This window comes from Micromonospora sp. NPDC049114 (assembly GCF_040648635.1).
GTDB lineage: Bacteria > Actinomycetota > Actinomycetes > Mycobacteriales > Micromonosporaceae > Micromonospora.
Genome location: NZ_JBEZEA010000013.1, coordinates 50,902 through 68,603 on the forward strand (window position 1 = coordinate 50,902; position 17,702 = coordinate 68,603).

At 65.2% G+C, this 17,702-nt stretch carries 12 protein-coding genes; 3 read left to right on the forward strand and 9 right to left on the reverse strand.

Annotated features, from left to right (window positions below):
• Positions 1 to 205: 205 nt before the first annotated feature.
• The 4 genes from AB0B39_RS27590 to AB0B39_RS27605 form a co-directional block, all read right to left on the reverse strand.
• The gene (locus AB0B39_RS27590; protein ID WP_357491940.1) at positions 206 to 2,524 is read right to left on the reverse strand and encodes a DUF4365 domain-containing protein; all 2,319 of its coding nucleotides are present in this window, start codon (positions 2,522 to 2,524) and stop codon (positions 206 to 208) included.
• 24 nt (positions 2,525 to 2,548) lie between these two features.
• Positions 2,549 to 3,046 carry a hypothetical protein gene (locus tag AB0B39_RS27595; protein WP_357491938.1) on the reverse strand — a complete coding sequence of 166 codons (498 nt, stop codon included), beginning with the start codon at positions 3,044 to 3,046 and terminating at the stop codon, positions 2,549 to 2,551.
• A gap of 619 nt (positions 3,047 to 3,665) precedes the next feature.
• Positions 3,666 to 3,887, reverse strand: coding sequence for a hypothetical protein (locus tag AB0B39_RS27600; protein WP_357491936.1), 222 nt, complete (start codon positions 3,885 to 3,887; stop codon positions 3,666 to 3,668).
• A gap of 62 nt (positions 3,888 to 3,949) precedes the next feature.
• On the reverse strand, positions 3,950 to 6,829 hold the full coding sequence (locus tag AB0B39_RS27605) for a restriction endonuclease (RefSeq protein ID WP_357491934.1): 2,880 nt from the start codon (positions 6,827 to 6,829) through the stop codon (positions 3,950 to 3,952).
• Positions 6,830 to 7,391: 562 nt separating this feature from the next.
• On the opposite strand from AB0B39_RS27605, the gene AB0B39_RS27610 reads away from it, so the two are divergent.
• Together AB0B39_RS27610 and AB0B39_RS27615 are read left to right on the forward strand one after the other, a co-directional pair.
• Entirely contained in the window at positions 7,392 to 7,997 is a 606-nt protein-coding gene (locus AB0B39_RS27610; protein ID WP_357491932.1) for a hypothetical protein, read from the forward strand.
• Positions 7,954 to 9,504: a hypothetical protein gene (locus AB0B39_RS27615; protein WP_357491930.1), complete on the forward strand. Its 1,551-nt coding sequence runs from the start codon at positions 7,954 to 7,956 to the stop codon at positions 9,502 to 9,504. Before AB0B39_RS27610 ends, AB0B39_RS27615 begins: the two co-directional genes overlap by 44 nt.
• A gap of 38 nt (positions 9,505 to 9,542) precedes the next feature.
• Here the strand turns inward: AB0B39_RS27615 and AB0B39_RS27620 are convergent, their stop codons facing one another.
• The 5 genes from AB0B39_RS27620 to AB0B39_RS27640 all read right to left on the reverse strand — a co-directional run bounded on the left by AB0B39_RS27620 (position 9,543) and on the right by AB0B39_RS27640 (position 17,184).
• Positions 9,543 to 10,040, reverse strand: a complete 498-nt coding sequence (locus AB0B39_RS27620) for a hypothetical protein (protein WP_357491928.1) — start codon at positions 10,038 to 10,040, stop codon at positions 9,543 to 9,545.
• An 897-nt stretch (positions 10,041 to 10,937) separates the two neighbouring features.
• Complete coding sequence (locus AB0B39_RS27625; protein ID WP_357491926.1) at positions 10,938 to 12,053, reverse strand: DUF4062 domain-containing protein; 1,116 nt, start codon at positions 12,051 to 12,053, stop codon at positions 10,938 to 10,940.
• A 127-nt stretch (positions 12,054 to 12,180) separates the two neighbouring features.
• Complete coding sequence (locus AB0B39_RS27630) at positions 12,181 to 14,760, reverse strand: PHP domain-containing protein (RefSeq protein ID WP_357491924.1); 2,580 nt, start codon at positions 14,758 to 14,760, stop codon at positions 12,181 to 12,183.
• A gap of 608 nt (positions 14,761 to 15,368) precedes the next feature.
• On the reverse strand, positions 15,369 to 16,352 hold the full coding sequence (locus AB0B39_RS27635; protein WP_203174892.1) for a hypothetical protein: 984 nt from the start codon (positions 16,350 to 16,352) through the stop codon (positions 15,369 to 15,371).
• 301 nt (positions 16,353 to 16,653) lie between these two features.
• Complete coding sequence (locus tag AB0B39_RS27640) at positions 16,654 to 17,184, reverse strand: hypothetical protein (RefSeq protein WP_357491922.1); 531 nt, start codon at positions 17,182 to 17,184, stop codon at positions 16,654 to 16,656.
• A gap of 272 nt (positions 17,185 to 17,456) precedes the next feature.
• On the opposite strand from AB0B39_RS27640, the gene AB0B39_RS27645 reads away from it, so the two are divergent.
• Entirely contained in the window at positions 17,457 to 17,648 is a 192-nt protein-coding gene (locus AB0B39_RS27645) for a tetratricopeptide repeat protein (RefSeq protein ID WP_203174894.1), read from the forward strand.
• The last annotated feature ends 54 nt before the right edge of the window (positions 17,649 to 17,702 follow it).

Genomic DNA, 17,702 nt, shown 5'->3' on the forward strand with positions numbered 1-17,702 from the left:
ACCGCGTACTCCACCGACTCCGGATTCCACCCGCCCTGGCCGGACCGTTCCACGCTCGACCTGTTCAGTGGGCTGTGGGGTGGACTGCTCGGCGGTGTTGTTCGGCATCGGGTAGGGCGCCGTGGATGCTGGCGTCGGTGACGTCGGGTTCGCCGACGCGGGGGGCGGGGGGCGACCTCGCGGAGGGTGTTACCGGATAGCCGCGCTAGCCGTCGGTGACGCCCGCTCTCGGTGGAGCGGGTACGGCTGCTGAAGTGCCGGCCATCGTGGGCGCGTTGACAACCCTGGTGAGATGGGCGAGGGTAGCCGGCTCGCTCTGTTCAAAACGGCTGATCAGTGTCGTAGCGATTGCCAGTGTCTCCGGTGTGATGCCGAAACGCAGATGCAGATCGGCCCACGCGGGGACGGTTGCCGGGTCAGTGACCTCGGGACGGAGTTGACGGTATGAGACCCAGGCGTCGTCCCACCGGTCCTGGTTGAGCTGCGCGGTGATCAGGCCCCACCCGTAGTCGGGGTTGTGGGGTTCATCCTTCAGCGCGGTTCGGCAGCACATTTCCGCGCCGGTCCAGTCGGCCTGCTCGATTCTTCGCTGGATGATCCGGCCGTGCAGCTGCCGTCGTTGCTCCACTGCGAGTTCGCCGGTGGCGAGTAGTTCAGCCGTGCTGGCGTCGGCGGCGTCGAGGTTTCCCGAGAGCGCCAGGATGTTGACCTTCTCGATCAATGCCTTCACTGCTGCGTATGTCGCCCATACGTCGACGCATGCGGCCAGCGCTTCGTCGTATCGGCCTGCTTCTCGAAGAAGCTCGATGAGCACTTCGCCGGCCGCTGGTGAGCGCTGGGACTGGAGTGTCGTGACGGCCGCGTCGAGGTCACCGGTGGCGGCGGCGTTGCGGGCGGTGAAGATGGCGCGGTCGTCGGCGTCGAGGTTCGCCAAAGTAGCCACTCGATCGAGGTCGTCGGCGTTGAGTGCGCCTGCTGATGCGAGGTGGTTGAGGCTGATCCTGGCTGCGAGGGTGGTATCTGCGTGCTCGAGCGCCCTACGCCACATTGCGTCGGTCGTTGCTCGAGGTTGGCCCGGGTCGGCGGCGAGGGCGCGGATCAGCGGCTCGGCTGCGGTGTTGCGCATGGCGTCGGCGAAGCGGGCTGCGCGGGCGCGGTCGTTCAGGGCGATGCTCGCCTGGGCGCCCACAACGGCGACGATCGGGTCCATAGCTTCTCGGTCATTCGCTTGGCCGCCGAACGGGACAGGCGTGGCCAGAGCGATGGCTTCCATGAAGGCGCCCGCGATCAGGCGCTCTTGCACGAGAAGGCGGTGCGCGGTCTCGCTCGGTCCGGCCCAGCGTCGTATGTCGTCTCTTACCGCTGTGGCGAGCGCGACTGCCTCGTGCTGGTCGCGGGACGGTAGCACCGAGGATCCGTCGAGGATGCGTTCGATGAGCACCTGGGCCCTACCCAGCCTGCCACCGAGGCTGGTGGGATGACGGCCGCAGACGCGTTCGTAAAGGGCCAGGGCCTGGTCAAGGTTGCCGCGGCTGAAAGCGCGGTCGGCGAGGAACAGCAGGCAGGTCGGTTCCGCGTCGAGTTGTTCGTCGGGCCGGTCGTGCAGGAGGGCCGTGAGGACGTCGTCTCTGCCCGACTCGTCGGCGTTGAAGGCGCAGACCGCGACATCCGTGAGCAGGTCGGTCTCGGCTTGCTCGCGTGCCCGCAATGGCCGAAGAAAGTCCGCCGCTCGAACTTTGTCACCGGCGGCAATCGCCATGATCGCCGCGATGCCGCTGAACCTCGGTTGGTTGTCCGGGTCGCGGCCAGCCGCCAGGGCGAACGCCGCCAACGCCAGGTCCTTGTGGCCGTGTTCGTTGGCGTAGGCCCCGATCGTTGCCAGTTGTGGCGGGCTGATCGGCCATGCCCGGCTCCCGTTAATCAGGGCCTCGACCATCGACCGCGGTTGCTGGCGGCCCTCGCTCAGAAGTTTGGCAAGGCGCCGAGCCCCGTCGGGGTCGACAGGACGAAGGGCGATCAGCATCTCCACGACCGATGGCGGCAACAGCGGTAGGGCTTCCTCGACCGGGTCCAGGTTGGCCGGCGGGGCGGCAAGGGCGATGCCGCGCAGAATGTCATCCGACCGCGCGTCGAGAACGTTCGATGACGGAACTTGAATCGACCAGCCGCGATTCGTGTAGCGGACGGCAGCGGCAGTGACCTGGACCCAGTACCCGAGCTGAGTGTCCGGATCGACGAGGATGAGGACTACCGGCAATTGGTAGTCGAGCCAGTAATTGAGCAGTCGGTATGTCGCCGAAAATCTCCAGCCGTCCTTCGTTTTTCGATCGAAGTACGAAGGTCCGCATTTGATCTGGATGGCGATGAACCGCCCTGTTGGGGCCGTGAGCCCATCGACTTCCGCGTGAGCGTCGATCCCGTGGTCGGCTAGCTCCTGCGGCCGAAACGCCCAGCCCCGACTGCTGAATACGAGATCAACGGTGGCAACGCCAATGCGCTCTGTCTGAGCAGACGATGTGCTCACGCAGGCCAACCCCTCTCCACCGTTTCAACCGCCTTCCCCGCAGTCTTCGGCCGTCTGACGTTGCTCGTCCATCTCGACTGCCCGACCCGGGTTGAACCTCCAGCCCGAGCCTTGTACGAGGCCGTCGTGTCCGAGGTGCCAATCGCCGACGGTGTCGGAGAACGATAACGAGACCGAGGACTTAGCGGCGCTGACCACTCCCCTGGTGGAATCCGCCAGTTGGAAAGTTAGCAGTGAGCACGGCGGAATGTCCCCATTCAACCGGTAGGACGTCTCCCGGTCGGGATCGACGAGTGCGCGACCCAGATCGAGAATTCGGATACTTACCTCTCGTATTGGAACGCGAGATCGGTTTTGCACCTTCACCGTGACAGACGTGTCCGGGCCGCCCGAAAGGTCCTCGTTCGCCCATACCACCACTCGTGAGGCATAACGTTGCTCATAACGCTGGCGCTCCAGCTGAGTCGATTCCAACTGCGCCCGGTTGATTTCCTGCTGGTCCCGGTAGGTCACGGTGGCCACGACCAAAGCGGGCATCGCCACCGTCAACGCGAGCAAGGACGATAGAGCCTGGGCTTTGTCCGTCCAACTGATCGACTTCGCCTGCCGCCGTGCCCGCGGTTTCCGCACCGGACGTCGCGCTCTCATCAGCAGGGTTCTCCTCGGTCGGGCCTCCCATCGTGGCGGTTGATGGCAACGGGCCAGACAGTGGAGGCTCGCCGGGAGTGGGTGTAGGCAGTCAGCCTGTGCGCGACGACGTTCGGTGCGCGAGCCGGTGCAAGGCGGCGAGAATGTGCTCTCTCTGCGGGCGTGGCATTGGGATCGACAAATCGGTCGCGGACGGCTCGCCGCCCCATTCGCCTTGACCTCCGCCATCTGCGCCTCGGACAGTCGCACCGTCACCCGATGCACGCGCGGATCGTCGTCGCTGTGGCACGCCGTCGGCGCTGGCTCGCGCAAGCCGACCAGATCAGCGCCCGACCCGCAAGCGACCCAACGTGCGTCAAGGTTCGCTTGATACGGCGGGCCGGGGGCGGCAGTCCGCTCCCACCTGGGTGGGTCGATGGCAGACGGGCTCATGAGGACTTCGCCCACTTGGCGTAGGAGACAGGCAGGTGACCGCCGGTCGGGCCGTCGGCGCCTACCCGGCAACGCTGTGTGGACCCGCCGGCAATTCGTCGGCGGTCGGTGAGACGAACTCGGGCTCAACCAACTCAGTGCCCGGGATGACGATCACGTTGACGGTCAAGTCATCGACGTGCTCGTCTCGGCGCGTCGGGACGCCGCCGCGACAAGGAGGTTCCTTCCACCAAACGCCGACCACGCGGAAGGCCATGCCCAGCGAGACCTCAGCGTGATTCACCTCCACACCACGCTCGAACAGCAACTTTCGGCGCGCTGAGTCGGTCCTTTGAGCCGAGGGGGTTAGGAGTTGCTGGGACTGCGATAGCAGCTGCCCCCGTAGGTCTGCAGGGCGCGGGCAACAAGGTGGCGGCGGGTATGCAGGATGTTGAGCGGGCAGATGGCGACGGCCTTCAGCTCCGGCAGGAAGCGTGGCCCCCCGCCAAAGCTGTCGGAGTCCGGGAACAGCTCCGGGTTGGTGCACCATCCCACGAGGTGGCGGGTGCCTCCCTCAAGGCGCATTACCTCGACGCGATTTAGGACCTGCCAGGGGAACCAATAGGTCCCGCTGCGGCTGTAGACCTGGATTCCGTTCCTACCGATCTCCAATTTGGTGGGGTTCCTGGCCATATTGGCAAATCCGACGGTGGCAAGGACCAGGAACGCGGCGAACAGGCCTATGAGGGCCTTGGCGACGAGCGGGATGTCCGTCGTGGGGATGATGATCGCCAGCAAGATGATCAGAAGTGTATTGATTCCGACGATCGTCCAATACATACCGCTGCTCGCGGCGAAGGCCGCATACTCCCCGGGTGGGTTGCCTCGGTCGGCGCGGGAGAGTATCCGGTCTACATCCTCGCGAGGCGGCTCGGCCAGTGGCTCGGTTGAGGTGCTCGCAGCTTGGGCTTCGGGCAGTGGTCGGTCTTCGTGACTGGTTTGGGGCGGCGCAGGGCTCCTACGCGGAGGCTGGCCGCCGTTGACCAGCCGCCGCAGGTCCCATACGGCGAACCAGAGGAGGCCTGCGAAGGGGATGCCGAAGCAGGCGTTGCCGATCACCGCATTCGCCGCGGTGTTGGGCACCCATTGCCCGGTCACGGTGATGGCGATGGCGGCGATTTCGCTTACTCCGAACAGAAACGTCAGCAGCCACAGAAGGCCGCGCCCGATCCACTTCCAAGTCCGCGACCTGCGGGCCCGCTTCGCGGCGGTTTGCAGGTCGGCGATGGTGTGCAGGGCTGGCGGTAGTCCGGGCTGCGACGGTGGGGTGCGAACCCATTGGCTGAGCGTCTCTCGATCCCCAGGGACGAGCCGGCTGCGGACAGCGTCTTGCCAGGCGGCCCTTAACCCGTCAGCGAAGCCGATGGCATAGGGCACTGAGGGCGTGAGCTGTGCATGAGCTACGCGAGGGGGTGCGGCGTGAGCGCCGAGGAGTTGGGCGATCGATGGTAGCCAGTCCGGCAGTGTCTCCCCGTGGACAGCTTGCCCGGAGACGATGCGGTCCCAGTGGTCCCGCCATGGCTTCAACCAGTTCGCAACTTCGAAGTTCGCGACGACGAGGCCCTCTAGGGCGTAAAGGGGGAGTGCCACGGCCGCAGTCATGCCCTCTGCATAGCCGCGGCGTTGATCGGCGAGGCGCTCGTCGGTCGACAGGCTCTGGTTGGCACGCCGAGCAGCATCCGCCGCTACTGGAGGTTCGACGGGCTTCCGAGCCGCTGGTGGCACCGCGATCGCTCCCACCGTTGCCCTAGCCCGGCCTCTTGCAGGCCGAACGGCCTCAACCGGTGTCACCCGGGAACGACTGCCGCCTACCTCCGGCTCTGGTCTGCGAGGAATTCTGCCGTCGGTGGGGCGTTGGCCGACGATTTCGACCTCCGCGACTGTGACGTGGCCGCCCTTGGCGCGGTGGCGCCCCATCACGTAGAGCGATTCATCGGTGCGGCGCATGAGCGCACCGGGATGCCCGGAGATGCTGAAGGAGCCCAACGGCCTGTGTTCGTTCGCCTGAAGGTCGAACAGCACCAGCGACATGTCGTCCAGAAGCGTGACGACCTGCTGTTCGTTGAGAGTAGTGAGTGCGAGGACGCTTCCTGCCGGTGTCGGCAGGCGTCGTTCCACGGTGAGCTGCGATGACAGTTGAATGAGGTTGGTTCCGTCTGACACGACCAGTCTCGTGCTGTTCAGCCAGGCTGCCGCCGTCACCGCGAGGGGCAGCTCACGCCACTTCTCGTCTCCGACTTGGGTGCCCAGCCTGATAAGGCGGGCCGGCGTGACATCCGCCGATCCCCGGTCGAGACACCAGGTTGATCCGTCCGGGTTCGCCAGCAGGTGGCTGTCACCCAGTCTTGCTGCTCCACTGGACACCACGGTCAACTGGCCCGCCGCCCACCGACCAATGCCGTGTCCTCGGGTCATGAGAAGTGCACCATCCGCGGTGGCAATTGAGCCGTTGCTGCAGCCGAAGACAGGTGCGACCCATTGGGAACGCCGAGCTACCAGGTCCACCGCGAGGATGCCCTGTTCGAGGGTGATCAACGCGGAGCCATCCCGGTCGGTGCCGATCCCTGTGCGCCGCCCGTCGGTATGGCCCACGGCGCGGACGGTGGCCACTCGGAGGAGCCTGTCCATACCTTTCGCTACCGGCTCAGGCGTCACTGTCGGCGTCTCGGTCCGATGCCTCAGGAGCTCAGTGATCGGCGTATAGGCGCGGCCGTGGAAGGAAGCGGCGTCAGTAGCCAGATCGAAGAGTTCCTGCGGCGGCACGAAACCGCTAAGCATCGCCTCCCAATGGGACTGGTCCAGCAACAGCACATCCAGACGCCGCCCTTTGTCGACCTCAGCTATTGCATCGTCGGTGAAGCCTTTGATCGCCAGGAATACTCCGGTCACCCCTGCCATGCGTTGCTCGACGCGTCGTTGGAGCTTCGCGATCGGCCCGGTCCCCGTCTTGCCTCGCTCCCACTTGGCTTCCAGGATGAAGCGCCTACCCGCGTAGCTGAAGACAACGTCCAGCTCGCCGACGCTGCGCTGGTCTGACTTCGCTCGCAGGCCATAGGCCGTCAGAAGCTCGGCGATCATCCCGTTGAACCGCTGGCCACGAGCGTTTGGGGTCATCCCGGCGCCCAGTTGGCAAAGCTCGTTGTACTCGGCAACAAGCCTGCGCCATCTAATCGGGTCCTGAAGCACCATTACATGCTGTCGCATCACGTTCACTGGTCAACAACCACCCGGACAAAGATCCGACCGGACAGGTCAAGTTGATGCCGAGGCCAGCCCAGGGCCGGCCAGTTGATCAGCACCATCTACTTGATCAATCGCGGAAGCGTGAACCCACCGTGCGGTCATCTGACGCACGAAGACGTGCCTGGGTCAGGCCAACACCAGCCACCGAGCAGCCACGATCGCCGCGAACGGAGCCGTCACCGACCCCGCCACGCTTTCCGAGGGGTCGGGTTAGACGCACGCGGCGCCTCGACAGGGCTCGCAAGCCGCTCTGAGGGATGCCGCTAGCTGCTTCGCTCTCGACCTTAGAAGGCCCGGAAGTGCCGGGTAGGTCAGGCTGCCAGCGCATCCGGCCCCTGGCCCTGGGAATGGTTAGCCTTACAAACTGGGCTCCCGAGCACCGTTGTGCCGCGCTCGATCGCCATCCACGGCTCAGTTAGACGGCCCGGATGACCAGGACGTCCGTGGGCGGTCGTGTCGCGCTGCTGACGGGGGCCATGTCAGAGGTCGGTCTTAGAGTGTGGCTGTGGCGGAGTCGGGGCGGAAGCGCGAGGTGACGTTGACTGAATATGACGTCGCCGGATACGAGTTCCTCATGACTGGGACCGATGCGCTGATGCGGGCAATGGACCCGGTGTACAGGCGCATTCGGCGGGTGCCGTTGGACGATGTCTCGTCCGTGTCAGTGGATGTCGGTGAAGGCCGGACCGTACAGGTAGAACCGATTGACGCGTCGTCCTGGATCTCATTCGACGTCCGCGAGGCCATCGCGGGAGAACGACAACTGCTGCTGTCCGAGATGGCTTTTCTAGCGCAGAGGCAGCTCGCGACCATCATGAGAGGCTTTTACTCGCATGTCAACGAGGTAGCGGAGGCGGTCGGTAACACAGTCAGCGGCCCCATGTCATGGGACCTGATCATCGACGCACTCGAACGAGTCGACCTAGTGTTTGGTGATGGCGGGGAGCACGGCGGGATGATCGTCATGAACCCGGAGACCTACGCCAGACTCGTCCAGCAAGGACCTCCGACAGCTGCGCAGGAAGCCCGTCTAGACGACATTTTACAACGGAAGCGGGAGGAGTTTGATGCTCGACGGCGTCATCGATCAGTACCTCGCGACGGTCACTGAACGCGAGTTCGACGCTCCCCTGCTCGCGCTGCTGCAAGCCAACGGCTTCACCGACGTCCATCAGCTACACGGGGCGTTCGAGTTTGGCAAAGACTTCATCGCCAAACGCCGCGAGGACGGCGAACTGCGGCAGTACGCACTGCAGAGCAAGGCTGGTGACATCAACCTTGCCGAGTGGCGGACCATCCGGTACCAGGTCGATGAGATTCGCTCGGACGGTCTCGCGCATCCTCACTTCGACCGTAACCTGCCCCGGGCCGCGGTCCTTGTGACCACGGGGCGGTTGGTCGGCGGAGCGGCACTGCAAGCACAGGACTACAACACCCGCGTGCAGGGGCTCGGCGAGCCCGGGTTCGAGCTCTGGGACCGCGACACCCTACGTCCGATGCTCGCCGCCACGCCCGAGTGTGGGTTGGCTGCGGGCAGCCCCGGCGACCTGCTGGAGCTCCTCGGGCAGATCGACCAACAAAAGATCAACTATCAGGCCGTCGAGCGGTATACTCGACGGTGGACAACCAGGCCGCTACAACAGGTGGCGATCGAGTCCGCAGTTGTGGCCAACCGGCTGCGGGACAATCGGCGCACCGACCTCGCAGCAACCGTCGCTCTCGCAGCTCTACGTGCAGCCGTCTGCCAGCCAACGGCACCTCAATCCGCAGAACTGGCCGGCTCGGCCAAACTGCTGCACGCCGCCTACGCCACCCGCCTCCTCGACCGCTACGCAGACGCCGCCAGCAACCCTATGGACCTCCTGAAGGAAATAGCACCGGGCTTCATTCACCTCACCTATCCGGTGATCTGCCTGCGCCTGGCCGAGATCTGGGGGCTCCTGGGCATCTCACCGGACGTTGACGCCGCGACAGCCGCCCGGGCACGACAAACAGTGAGGACGCTGCTGACCCACCAGCCCGGAGCGGCGCATGCCGTATCCGACAACTGGGCGGCGAGCATGATCCCGGCCGTGCTTTCCCTACGCGTCGAGGATCCGGCGACTGTCGAGACCTACCTGCGTGCCGCAACTGGCTGGGTCGCCGACGCCTACGACACCGGCCTCGGCCTCGCCCCCGTCGGTGCCAGCCCGACTGAGGAGGCGACGCACTTCCTCGGGCCGGAACTCGAGCACATCGAAATCGCCACGCCCAGCACCTCGTATGCTGCGACGGTCCTGCTCGACCTGGCGGCGGCGGCGAACCTACCCGAGACCTACCTGTTCATCTTGAACGAACTCCTCGCCGCCGGTGCGAAGCCAACCCTCACCCTGGCCGACGAGACACGCGCACAGTGGGGCGTCGCCCGCGACGGGCTCGCACTCATCCCGGTCGTCAGATACACAGAGTCGTGGACCGGCAGTATCGGCCAAGCCGACCATCACCTCGCTGATGACACCCCCGGTATTGCGGCCTGGGACGCCATCGCCCTGTCAACACTGCCCCGCAACCGGCACCCCTGGTGGGCGCTTCAGCGCCTGATGACTCAAGACGGAGCAGCGCGCCACCAATCGTCCTGATCGATCAAACAGCGTCATCCAGGTCAGAGGATCGGAAGCTAGGTCCGACGAGGCGCGACCACTGCGATAATTACTGCCGCCACACCAGCCGCAACCAACGCCATCGTAACAAGCACTCTGCCCTTTTCTAGCGGCCCATCACTGTTGACAATTCCTACAATCTCTTGGATCGCGGTTCCCAAGAGAGCGCCGCCGATAATATTGAGGACCGCTTTCCAGGGAGGAGCGGCTGCGTGGCGGAGCCTGCTTGTCGCACGTCGCACATGGTCTGCGGAAACTGAGTCAAGACGGTCTCCTTTAGCAAGAGAGATCGACTCTTCGCCCAATTGGCGGAAATAGAGCGTCTGACACTCGGCCAAAGCCACGGCAGCAGGTTCCGAGAAGCCATCCATTTCAAAATCCTGCAATCTCCTTTCCAGCGCCTTGGTAACTCGGTTAAACTCTGCTCGATCGACGATCCGGCTCAGCTTGCTCGCGTCAATTCGCAGATACTCCCGCTGCTGCGCGAGCCGTCGCGAACCGCTACTACCCGCCATCGAAAGATCACACCGATCCGTGAGTCTTGGCGTTGCGGGAGCCAGGCGAGGCCATCGGAAGATCGGCTAGCAGTCGGAGTTGCGCTTCAAGGATGTACGAGGTGACACGGGATGCTGCAATCCTGGGGCCTGGATCAGTGATCCGCGGCCGCAGGAAGCGGATGCGCAAAGCGCCAGGACGAAGAATGTTTGTAACGGCTAACGCTAAGGAAACAAGCGAGACAGAAAAGAGAGCGAATTTCCAATATTGAGGACCGCCGCCGAGAAGAAATCCGGCGGTGAATAGCGTCGTTGATGCAGTCGCAAGCAGGCTTGCCACTGTGCCTATTCGTGCTCCCATTGCGCCTCGCTCGTCGTGCCACCGGCCCTACGGCTTCGAGGCCAGACTATGGGTCGCCTCCCATCTACGCAACAGCGCCGACACACAGGGTATCGTTCCGCGTCGCTTGAGCAGACGAAGAACGGATGTATTGGGTGTTGTCACTACCCACGGCGCCGGCGGGTTTGAGGAGACCATTGAGTTCCGCCCGCTGTCGTCGATGACCAAATCCGGCACCCACCCCTTGGGCCGGGAACGGCGAGGGCAGCATCGGGAAGCGGTGCAGGTGCATGTCAGCCGAGGCGGCGACGTCGGCGGGCAGGTCCCGTCGCGCTCTCGCTGTTGCCGAAGGTGTCCCTCTTGAAGTCCAGGTCAAAGTCGTCATGCACCCCGTTGTCGATCAGAGCGACGATGTGATGGACGGTCAGCTGATCTACTGGAGCGTCGAGACGGCGAGAACGTAGAGCAGCCATCCGACGATCGCCCTCTTCGCCGTGGCCGTGAAGGCCCCCCGCTGCCGCCCGCCCGGGCGTGACCGACAACCGGACAAGTTCACGGTGGGACGAATATCTGCTCGGCTACCGGCGGGCCGAGACAGCGTCGATAAGAGTCCGACTCAGGGTGCGGCCCACCTCGGCAGCCCCCGGACCGAGCGCCGCTAGGGTCACGAGCTCGTCAGGTGGCACCTGGATCGGGTCGTTCGGCAGCATCAGGCTGGTGGCCTGCTGACGGGGCTGCCCGCTGACCCGGCCGACCGACATCAGCCCCTCGGTACTGACGCCGACACCGATGGCCACCTGGTCGCCGTCGAGAACCCCTAGACCGCCGACGAGACGCAGCAGTCCGGCGATCTGATCAGGCAGGGCGTCCGGGTCGAGAATGGCACCCATCCCGTCGCCCGGGAGTGACGCCCACGCCGAGGTCTGCCCGTCGGCGGCCGTGCGTATGCCGAGCAGCTGCGGCGCGCGGACCTCGTTCCATCGGCTGTTCCTATCGGGAACGGTGACGACCACGGCGCCGCCCTGGCGAGTGGAGGTTAGTGGGTCGGCCGCGTCGACCTGACCGCTGGCGCGCAGTCGCGTCGGCAGGAGCTGTTCCAGCTCGGCCATCACCCGAGCTGGCCGGTTCGTCCCGGTGGCCGGAAGAACATGAACCTCGACGGCCGGCGGAAGGCTCGACGTGTTGCCACGCCGAGCCTCGAAGTCTGAGCGCCACCTCACCGTCATCGGGTGCGGCAGCGGCATGAAGGCCAGCGGATCCCCAGCGCTCTCCAGCTCTCTCAGCTTCGTCGCGACCTTCGTCTGCAGTTCGGCAGTCGTGGCGAACGACTCGTAGAACACGCCCGTGCCGTAGTCACCGATGAAGCGAACGAACTCCTCCTGGGCGGGCTCCAACGTCACGCCTAGCTTCCGGTACACCAACCGAGGCATCCCGGCGGCCTTCGCTGCAATCCACTCGTCATGGGTCGGTGACTGCCCGGTGTCGGGCAACGGGTCGCCATAGCGGGGCCCCAGGATCAGCACGTACACCTCGGCCGAGGCGACACCCTTCAGACACGCCTCACGGCTGGGTGACGTCTGGGCGGTGAAGTCCTCGAAGCGCACCGGCGTGTGCCCGAGCGCCGAGATCAAGCCCGGAAGTGCGTCGCGCTCCTCTTCGAGCTCCCGACGAACACTGCTGATGAAGACCCTCATGTACCCATTCTCCCCTGCGCCCGCCGTCCCTCGGGGGACGGCACCGCTGCACACGACAGCTCGATGGTCGATGGTCGATGGTCGATGCGATTGCGGCTGTACGTTTTGGCCTGCCAGCCAGCCTGACCTACAACATCGACGAACTCAGCTTGACCGTCCGGCGCTTGAAGGGGACCGGGCCACCTTCCAGGTGATACAGCGCCAGGGTGTTGAGGTCGTGACGCTCGAGGGATCCGGTTGCCTCGACGACACCGTTGTTCGCGTCGGAGGTGAGGGTGATGATCATTTCGGCGTCGGCGGAGACGACGAGGCCAGGGCTGCGGGTAGCGAAGATGTACTGCCGGCTGCCTCGCAGGTCGCGAAGCTTCGCCACGAGGTATTCCTCGATCCACGGTGCGTGAAGGGCGTCCTCGGGCTGGTCGATGATCAGGGGGTCATTGCCGTCGGCGAGGGCGATGATGAGGATGGCGGTGCACTTCTGGCCGTGCGCGAGCCGCTCGATCGCCACATACCCGTCGTTGGCGTGTTTGCGGAACTCGACGGAGAGGCCGTCGTGCAGGTCGAGGGTCTGCATCCGCAGGAAATCCTCGATGGCGCCCTTCTCCCGCACGTGCTCGAACAGGGTCTCGACGTGCTTGCGCTCGGCACCGGTGGCGTCACACACGCCGTCGACGTCATCAGCGAGGAACGAGCGGACCAGCTTGACCGGGGTCGACTCTTCGCAGATCAACTGGAGGAACGGAGCCCGCAGCCGCGATCCTTTGGCGATGGCCGTCAGCTCGGTCAGGTAGGCCGAGTCGTCATTCTCGGACAGCATCTTGATCCGGACGATGCCACCCATGAGCTTGTTGAGCGCCTTGATCCGGTCCTCACGCCGCCGGCGCCGCGCCTTGCGCGCCTCGATAAGCTCGGCGATCAACTCTTCCCGGTAGGACGTGGCCGTGGCCAGGTTCGGCACGAGTTCGTCGTCGAGCTGGGTCTGCTGCGCGTCGAGTTTCGCCTTCTCCGTTTGGAGTTCCACCAGGCGGGTGCGCAGGGCTGCGAGACCCTTGTTATCGACATCGATGCGGTTGACCGCTTCGGCGAGTTCGTGGTCGAACTGCCGGTACCGGTCGTGCCACTCCTGTCGGATGTCGACGAGTTCCTTGTTCACCACCAGCAGGACCTGCGCCAGCTGCGCGTTCGCCGTCTCGATCGCCTCGCGCACCTGTGTATATGCCGTCTGCGCTCGCTGGTAGAGGTCCTGGTTGTCGGCGATGGCGGGCGCGACCTGGAACTTCTCTCCGCTGTCTGTTCGGGCGGTGACCTTCAGTTCGGGGATGCCGACCACGGGCTCGAAGAGGGCCTTCTCCGCACTCCACTTCGCCTGCATCTTGATGGTCTCGCCGTCGAACAAGCCGGATAGCTCTTCCAGGCGCTTCTCGACCTCCGGAAGGGTCTCCAGCCTGGCGCGTGCCTGCGCGATCCTCGTTTCGAGCGATCCGATGAGTTGACCGTTGTCGTTGAGCTGGCTGACCGCGTCCGTTTCGCGGATCTCGAACTCGCTGAGGTCGAGGGCGGCGTCGATGAGCGCCATCCGGCCGACTGGAGTCCGGGCGTACTCGATCACCTCGCCCTGCGAGAAGCCGGTGATCGCGATCCGGCCGGACAGGCCCGTCAGATGCTCGGCGTCGCCAATGAACTCTGGCTGGGTAGAGCCGTCCTCGAAGTACGCACGGCGTACGAGGCACCGCGCGTGGCCGCGGGTGAGCACGACCTCAACGGTTGAGCCCGAGGTGAGCGCGTACTTCAGTCGGGACTCGACCTCCTTGCGGACCTGGGGAAAGTCGTCGGCATCGGTCTGCTGGTCGAGAGTGAACCGGACCAGCTCGATGAGCAGCGATTTGCCCGCTCCGGTGCCGCCAAGCAGGCAGTTGAGATCGCACGAGAACTCGAATTGCTGACCGTCGAGGAACCCACCGGTCACGGTCACAGACTCGATCACCGTGTGCTCCGACGCCATGGGTTCTTCGAGGCGGACACGCAGAGCCGGATCCGCCAGCGCATGCCGCAGGCCACACAAGTCCGGCCGCGAGGCCTTGATCCAGGTCCGGCGGTGGCCGATGCCACGCAGAACGTGGGTGCTGGCACCGGGTGCGGTGGTGTCGGAACTGCGGACGACCGCGAGCTCTCGCCGGCCGTCGAGCCGCGTCTTGATCCGCTCGACCTCGGTGAGGTCGACGATCTCGACCGCGCCGATGGCGTCGTCGAGCAGCGTCTGGTTGATGCGGTCGGCTACGGCGAGGCGGAGCAGGCCCTTTTCCCGCTCGGCGTGCGCCGGGATTGCCAAGCCGCCCCGGGCGGTGATGACCTTCGCGGTGTCGGTGAAGCCCTTGTCCAGGGCTTTGTGCAGGTCGCCGTGGTCGGTGCGGGGCACCCCGAGTTCAACAAGCACGTCCTCGATGTGCTGGGCCGGGGTGCCCTCTTCCCAGATGGCGAGGAGATGCCCTTCGGCCGTGCTGAGCTCCAGGCCGGGCAGCACCACGAGCGTCGTGTCGCGGGCGGCCTCAGCCATCCTGTCGCACCAACCGGCGGTGTTGTGGTCGGTGACGGCGATCGCGTGCAACCCGGCATCGATCGCCGCGTCGACGATCTGACGGGGCTCGCTCGCGCCGTAGGTGTGCGAATCGACATCGCGCGAGGCAGGGGTGTGCACGTGAAGGTCCACGGCCCAGAACCGTGCGGGTCCGCGCTGCGTGCCCGCCGGCGATGCCGCCCGACTACTCCCTGTTGAAGCCATTGCTGACGTCAAAGCACTCGCTCCGTGTGATCGTTCGCCGATGATCTGAGCACCCGGCTCGACACTGTAACGCTCAGTGAGCCCATGAAGAGGAGCGACACTCGCCCATACGTACGAAGAGAGTGCCACCGGACGAAGCCGCACCAGACCGTCCGCCACGGTCAGCCGTCCGACCCGCCGAGGAGTTCCGACTTAGCGGAGTAGTTGGCTTCGTCCAAGGACAAGGCCACCTACCCGGACGTTCCGTTAGCGCAGCGCGCTGTCGGGGCACGTCGCCCGGCCGCCACGGATGCGCTCGGCTGCCTCGACGTTCTTGAGGAGGTGTTCCGTGAGTAGGTCGCTGTAGACGGTCGCCATCTTCGTTGACGATGCGCCTGTCGATCAGGCGCACGAGTGCCACTGCCCAGCTGGTGGCATGCGAGAGCGGCGGTGCCGCTACGTACACGTTCCAGTGCCGCCGCGTCGCCACGATCAGGGCCGTTCACGCCTGTCAGGAGGCCCAAAGGCCGCCTCGTGTTCCCGCGGTTGACCGCTCGTCACAGCACAGCGGCAAGGCGGTCCAAAATCGGAACGCAGCGATCACCGGACACGAGGCGCGGCTCGGCCATCGCGAATGGAGCGTCGTCGCGCACGATCTTCAGAGTGCTGACGTAGCGCGAGTCGGCCGACAGGAAGATGTCCGCATCGACCAGGTAGGAGCTGTGTTGTTCATCGGCCGGGTTACCGCCTGAGATCTTCTGCGTGGTCTGGATGTGGCGAACAGCCCATCGGATCCAGTTTCTTGGTACAGCCTCAGCAGACGCGTCGTAGAGCCAGAACCGGGTGAAGTCCGCGCGGCTACTGCCGAGGCGGCGCAGGTCGACGTAGGCACCGACCCAGTCCGCGAAGGTCGTGTCTTGCCGGGTCACGACGGCGCGGCCGGGGACCACCACGAGCTGATGCCAGTACAGGTCCCTGAGCTCGGCCCGCCACGCGTCCACCTCGTCGCCCTCGATCCATCCAGCGCGGTAGTGATCCGGCGTTTCGGGCGCAAGGCGGGCCTTGATAGCTGTCAATGGACGAAAACTAAACCGCGTTTCTAGCACATCGTGGCGCTGGCGACGCTGCTGCCGCACGATGTGTGGGGCGATGGGCGGCTGAGCCTGCTGCCAGAGATGAAGTCGCTCTGACGTTTCTCGCGCCTGCCGCCAGATGGTTCTGGTCCAAAACGTGTTGAGCGAGGCGACGGTGGCGGTGTCCGGCATCGCACGCAGCCATGCTGGCCGCGCTCTCCGAATTTCGGCCACAACCTCGGCCGACTCAGACATGGCTTCGGTCGGCAGGCGCCGCCGGGAACCTGTAATGAGCGCTTCGATGATGCGCTGCCTGGGCGCGGGCACCGGAAGGTCCATCACCTCGACGAGTGTGCTCGGGGTGACGAGAACCTCCAGTCCGCGCGACTGCATGAAGTCCCGGAACGGGCGGGAGGTGCCCTCATCTCCGAGAGATGACCAGATGTTGGTGTCGAGTAGGACCCGCACGACGTATCTACATACCCACCGCATGAGGGTTGTGTCAACGCAGATTGGCTGCGAATAACAGCGGTTGGGCTGCAGTGCGCGGGGGATACTCGGCTGGTCTCGTGCTGTGACCGGCTCCTCGCATGCGCGTCTTGCCGGATGTGGCTCAACAGCGGCACGAGCCGATCGACGCGGTGAAATGCGTAGCGCTGGCGATCGGGCCAACCAGGCCCGCGGCCGCGAGCCGGGCCCGCAGCGTACCCAAGCTGATGCCATCGGCCACACGCCTGCCAATTCGCCCCTCACCGCCACTAAAAGTCCGCTAAAACGTGCGTATGTCCACTTCGTCTGCCGCCAAGCGCGCCGAGTAATACCCGTGGGCGGCACCGCCCACAACGCCGGCGGCCAGTCCGCAGACCGCTCCAACCCAGCCGTTCAGCCCATCTCCGCCCGAGAGCCACGCGACCAGCGGGAACACCAGGCCGAGAGGCCACAACAGGAAGACCATCAACAGCAGCAGCGGCGGCATGAGGAATGCGGTCTTGGCGAGCCCATCGAAGGCGAACCCGATGACGATCGCTCCCACCTCGGTCTTGACCAGAGCCCCGATGGCAGTGACTCCAAGGGCGACGAACAAGCCCGAGACCAGTTCTTGGGAGAGGTTTGGCCAGCGTTCCTGAAAGCGCTCGGCAACCGGGTGGATGAGGATGAGCGCAAACGGCGCGAAGAGGATCGCCAGGGTCGTTATCCATACGGCCGCCGCACCCAGGGACCAAAGGATGCGGCCCAGGGCATCGACGAGTCCTCGAAGGACACCCCGCTGGTGTGCGAAGGCGACGACTAGGACTCCCACGACCAAGGGATAAGCAAAGATCAACTTAAAGGGCCAACCGTTGGGCCCGGTAGAACCGCCGACCGTCCAACCGGCCGCGGCCACCCCTCCGACTGCCGCTCCGAGCGCGCCACACCCAAGGTGCGTCAGACGAGCCCGATCAAAATCCATTGCCTCGGGTGGAAGCGACGGCGGCCTGGAGAAGCCCGTTGTCGTGATCGCCCGCGGCCGGCCGCAGGCTCAGGTGGCCTGCCATATGCACTCCACGGAGAGTTCGACACTGCCACCCTGGCATGAGCAGGCCCATAAGTCACTGCCCGGAAGGGCAGAACAACTTGGCCGCTGCCTGCGAGTCAGTGGGTGATCTGGGTCGGGCGATCCCGCTGTGCGAGGCGGCTCTCGCCAACTGCGAGCGGGTGTTGGGCCCAGAGCATCCCACAAGCGGGATCGTCCGCCGGAACCTGGAGACCGCTCGCAACGGCTAGTACTCCCCGATGCGGGCACGACCAGGCGGCACGGGCTCGAAGCCGAGGTCCGGC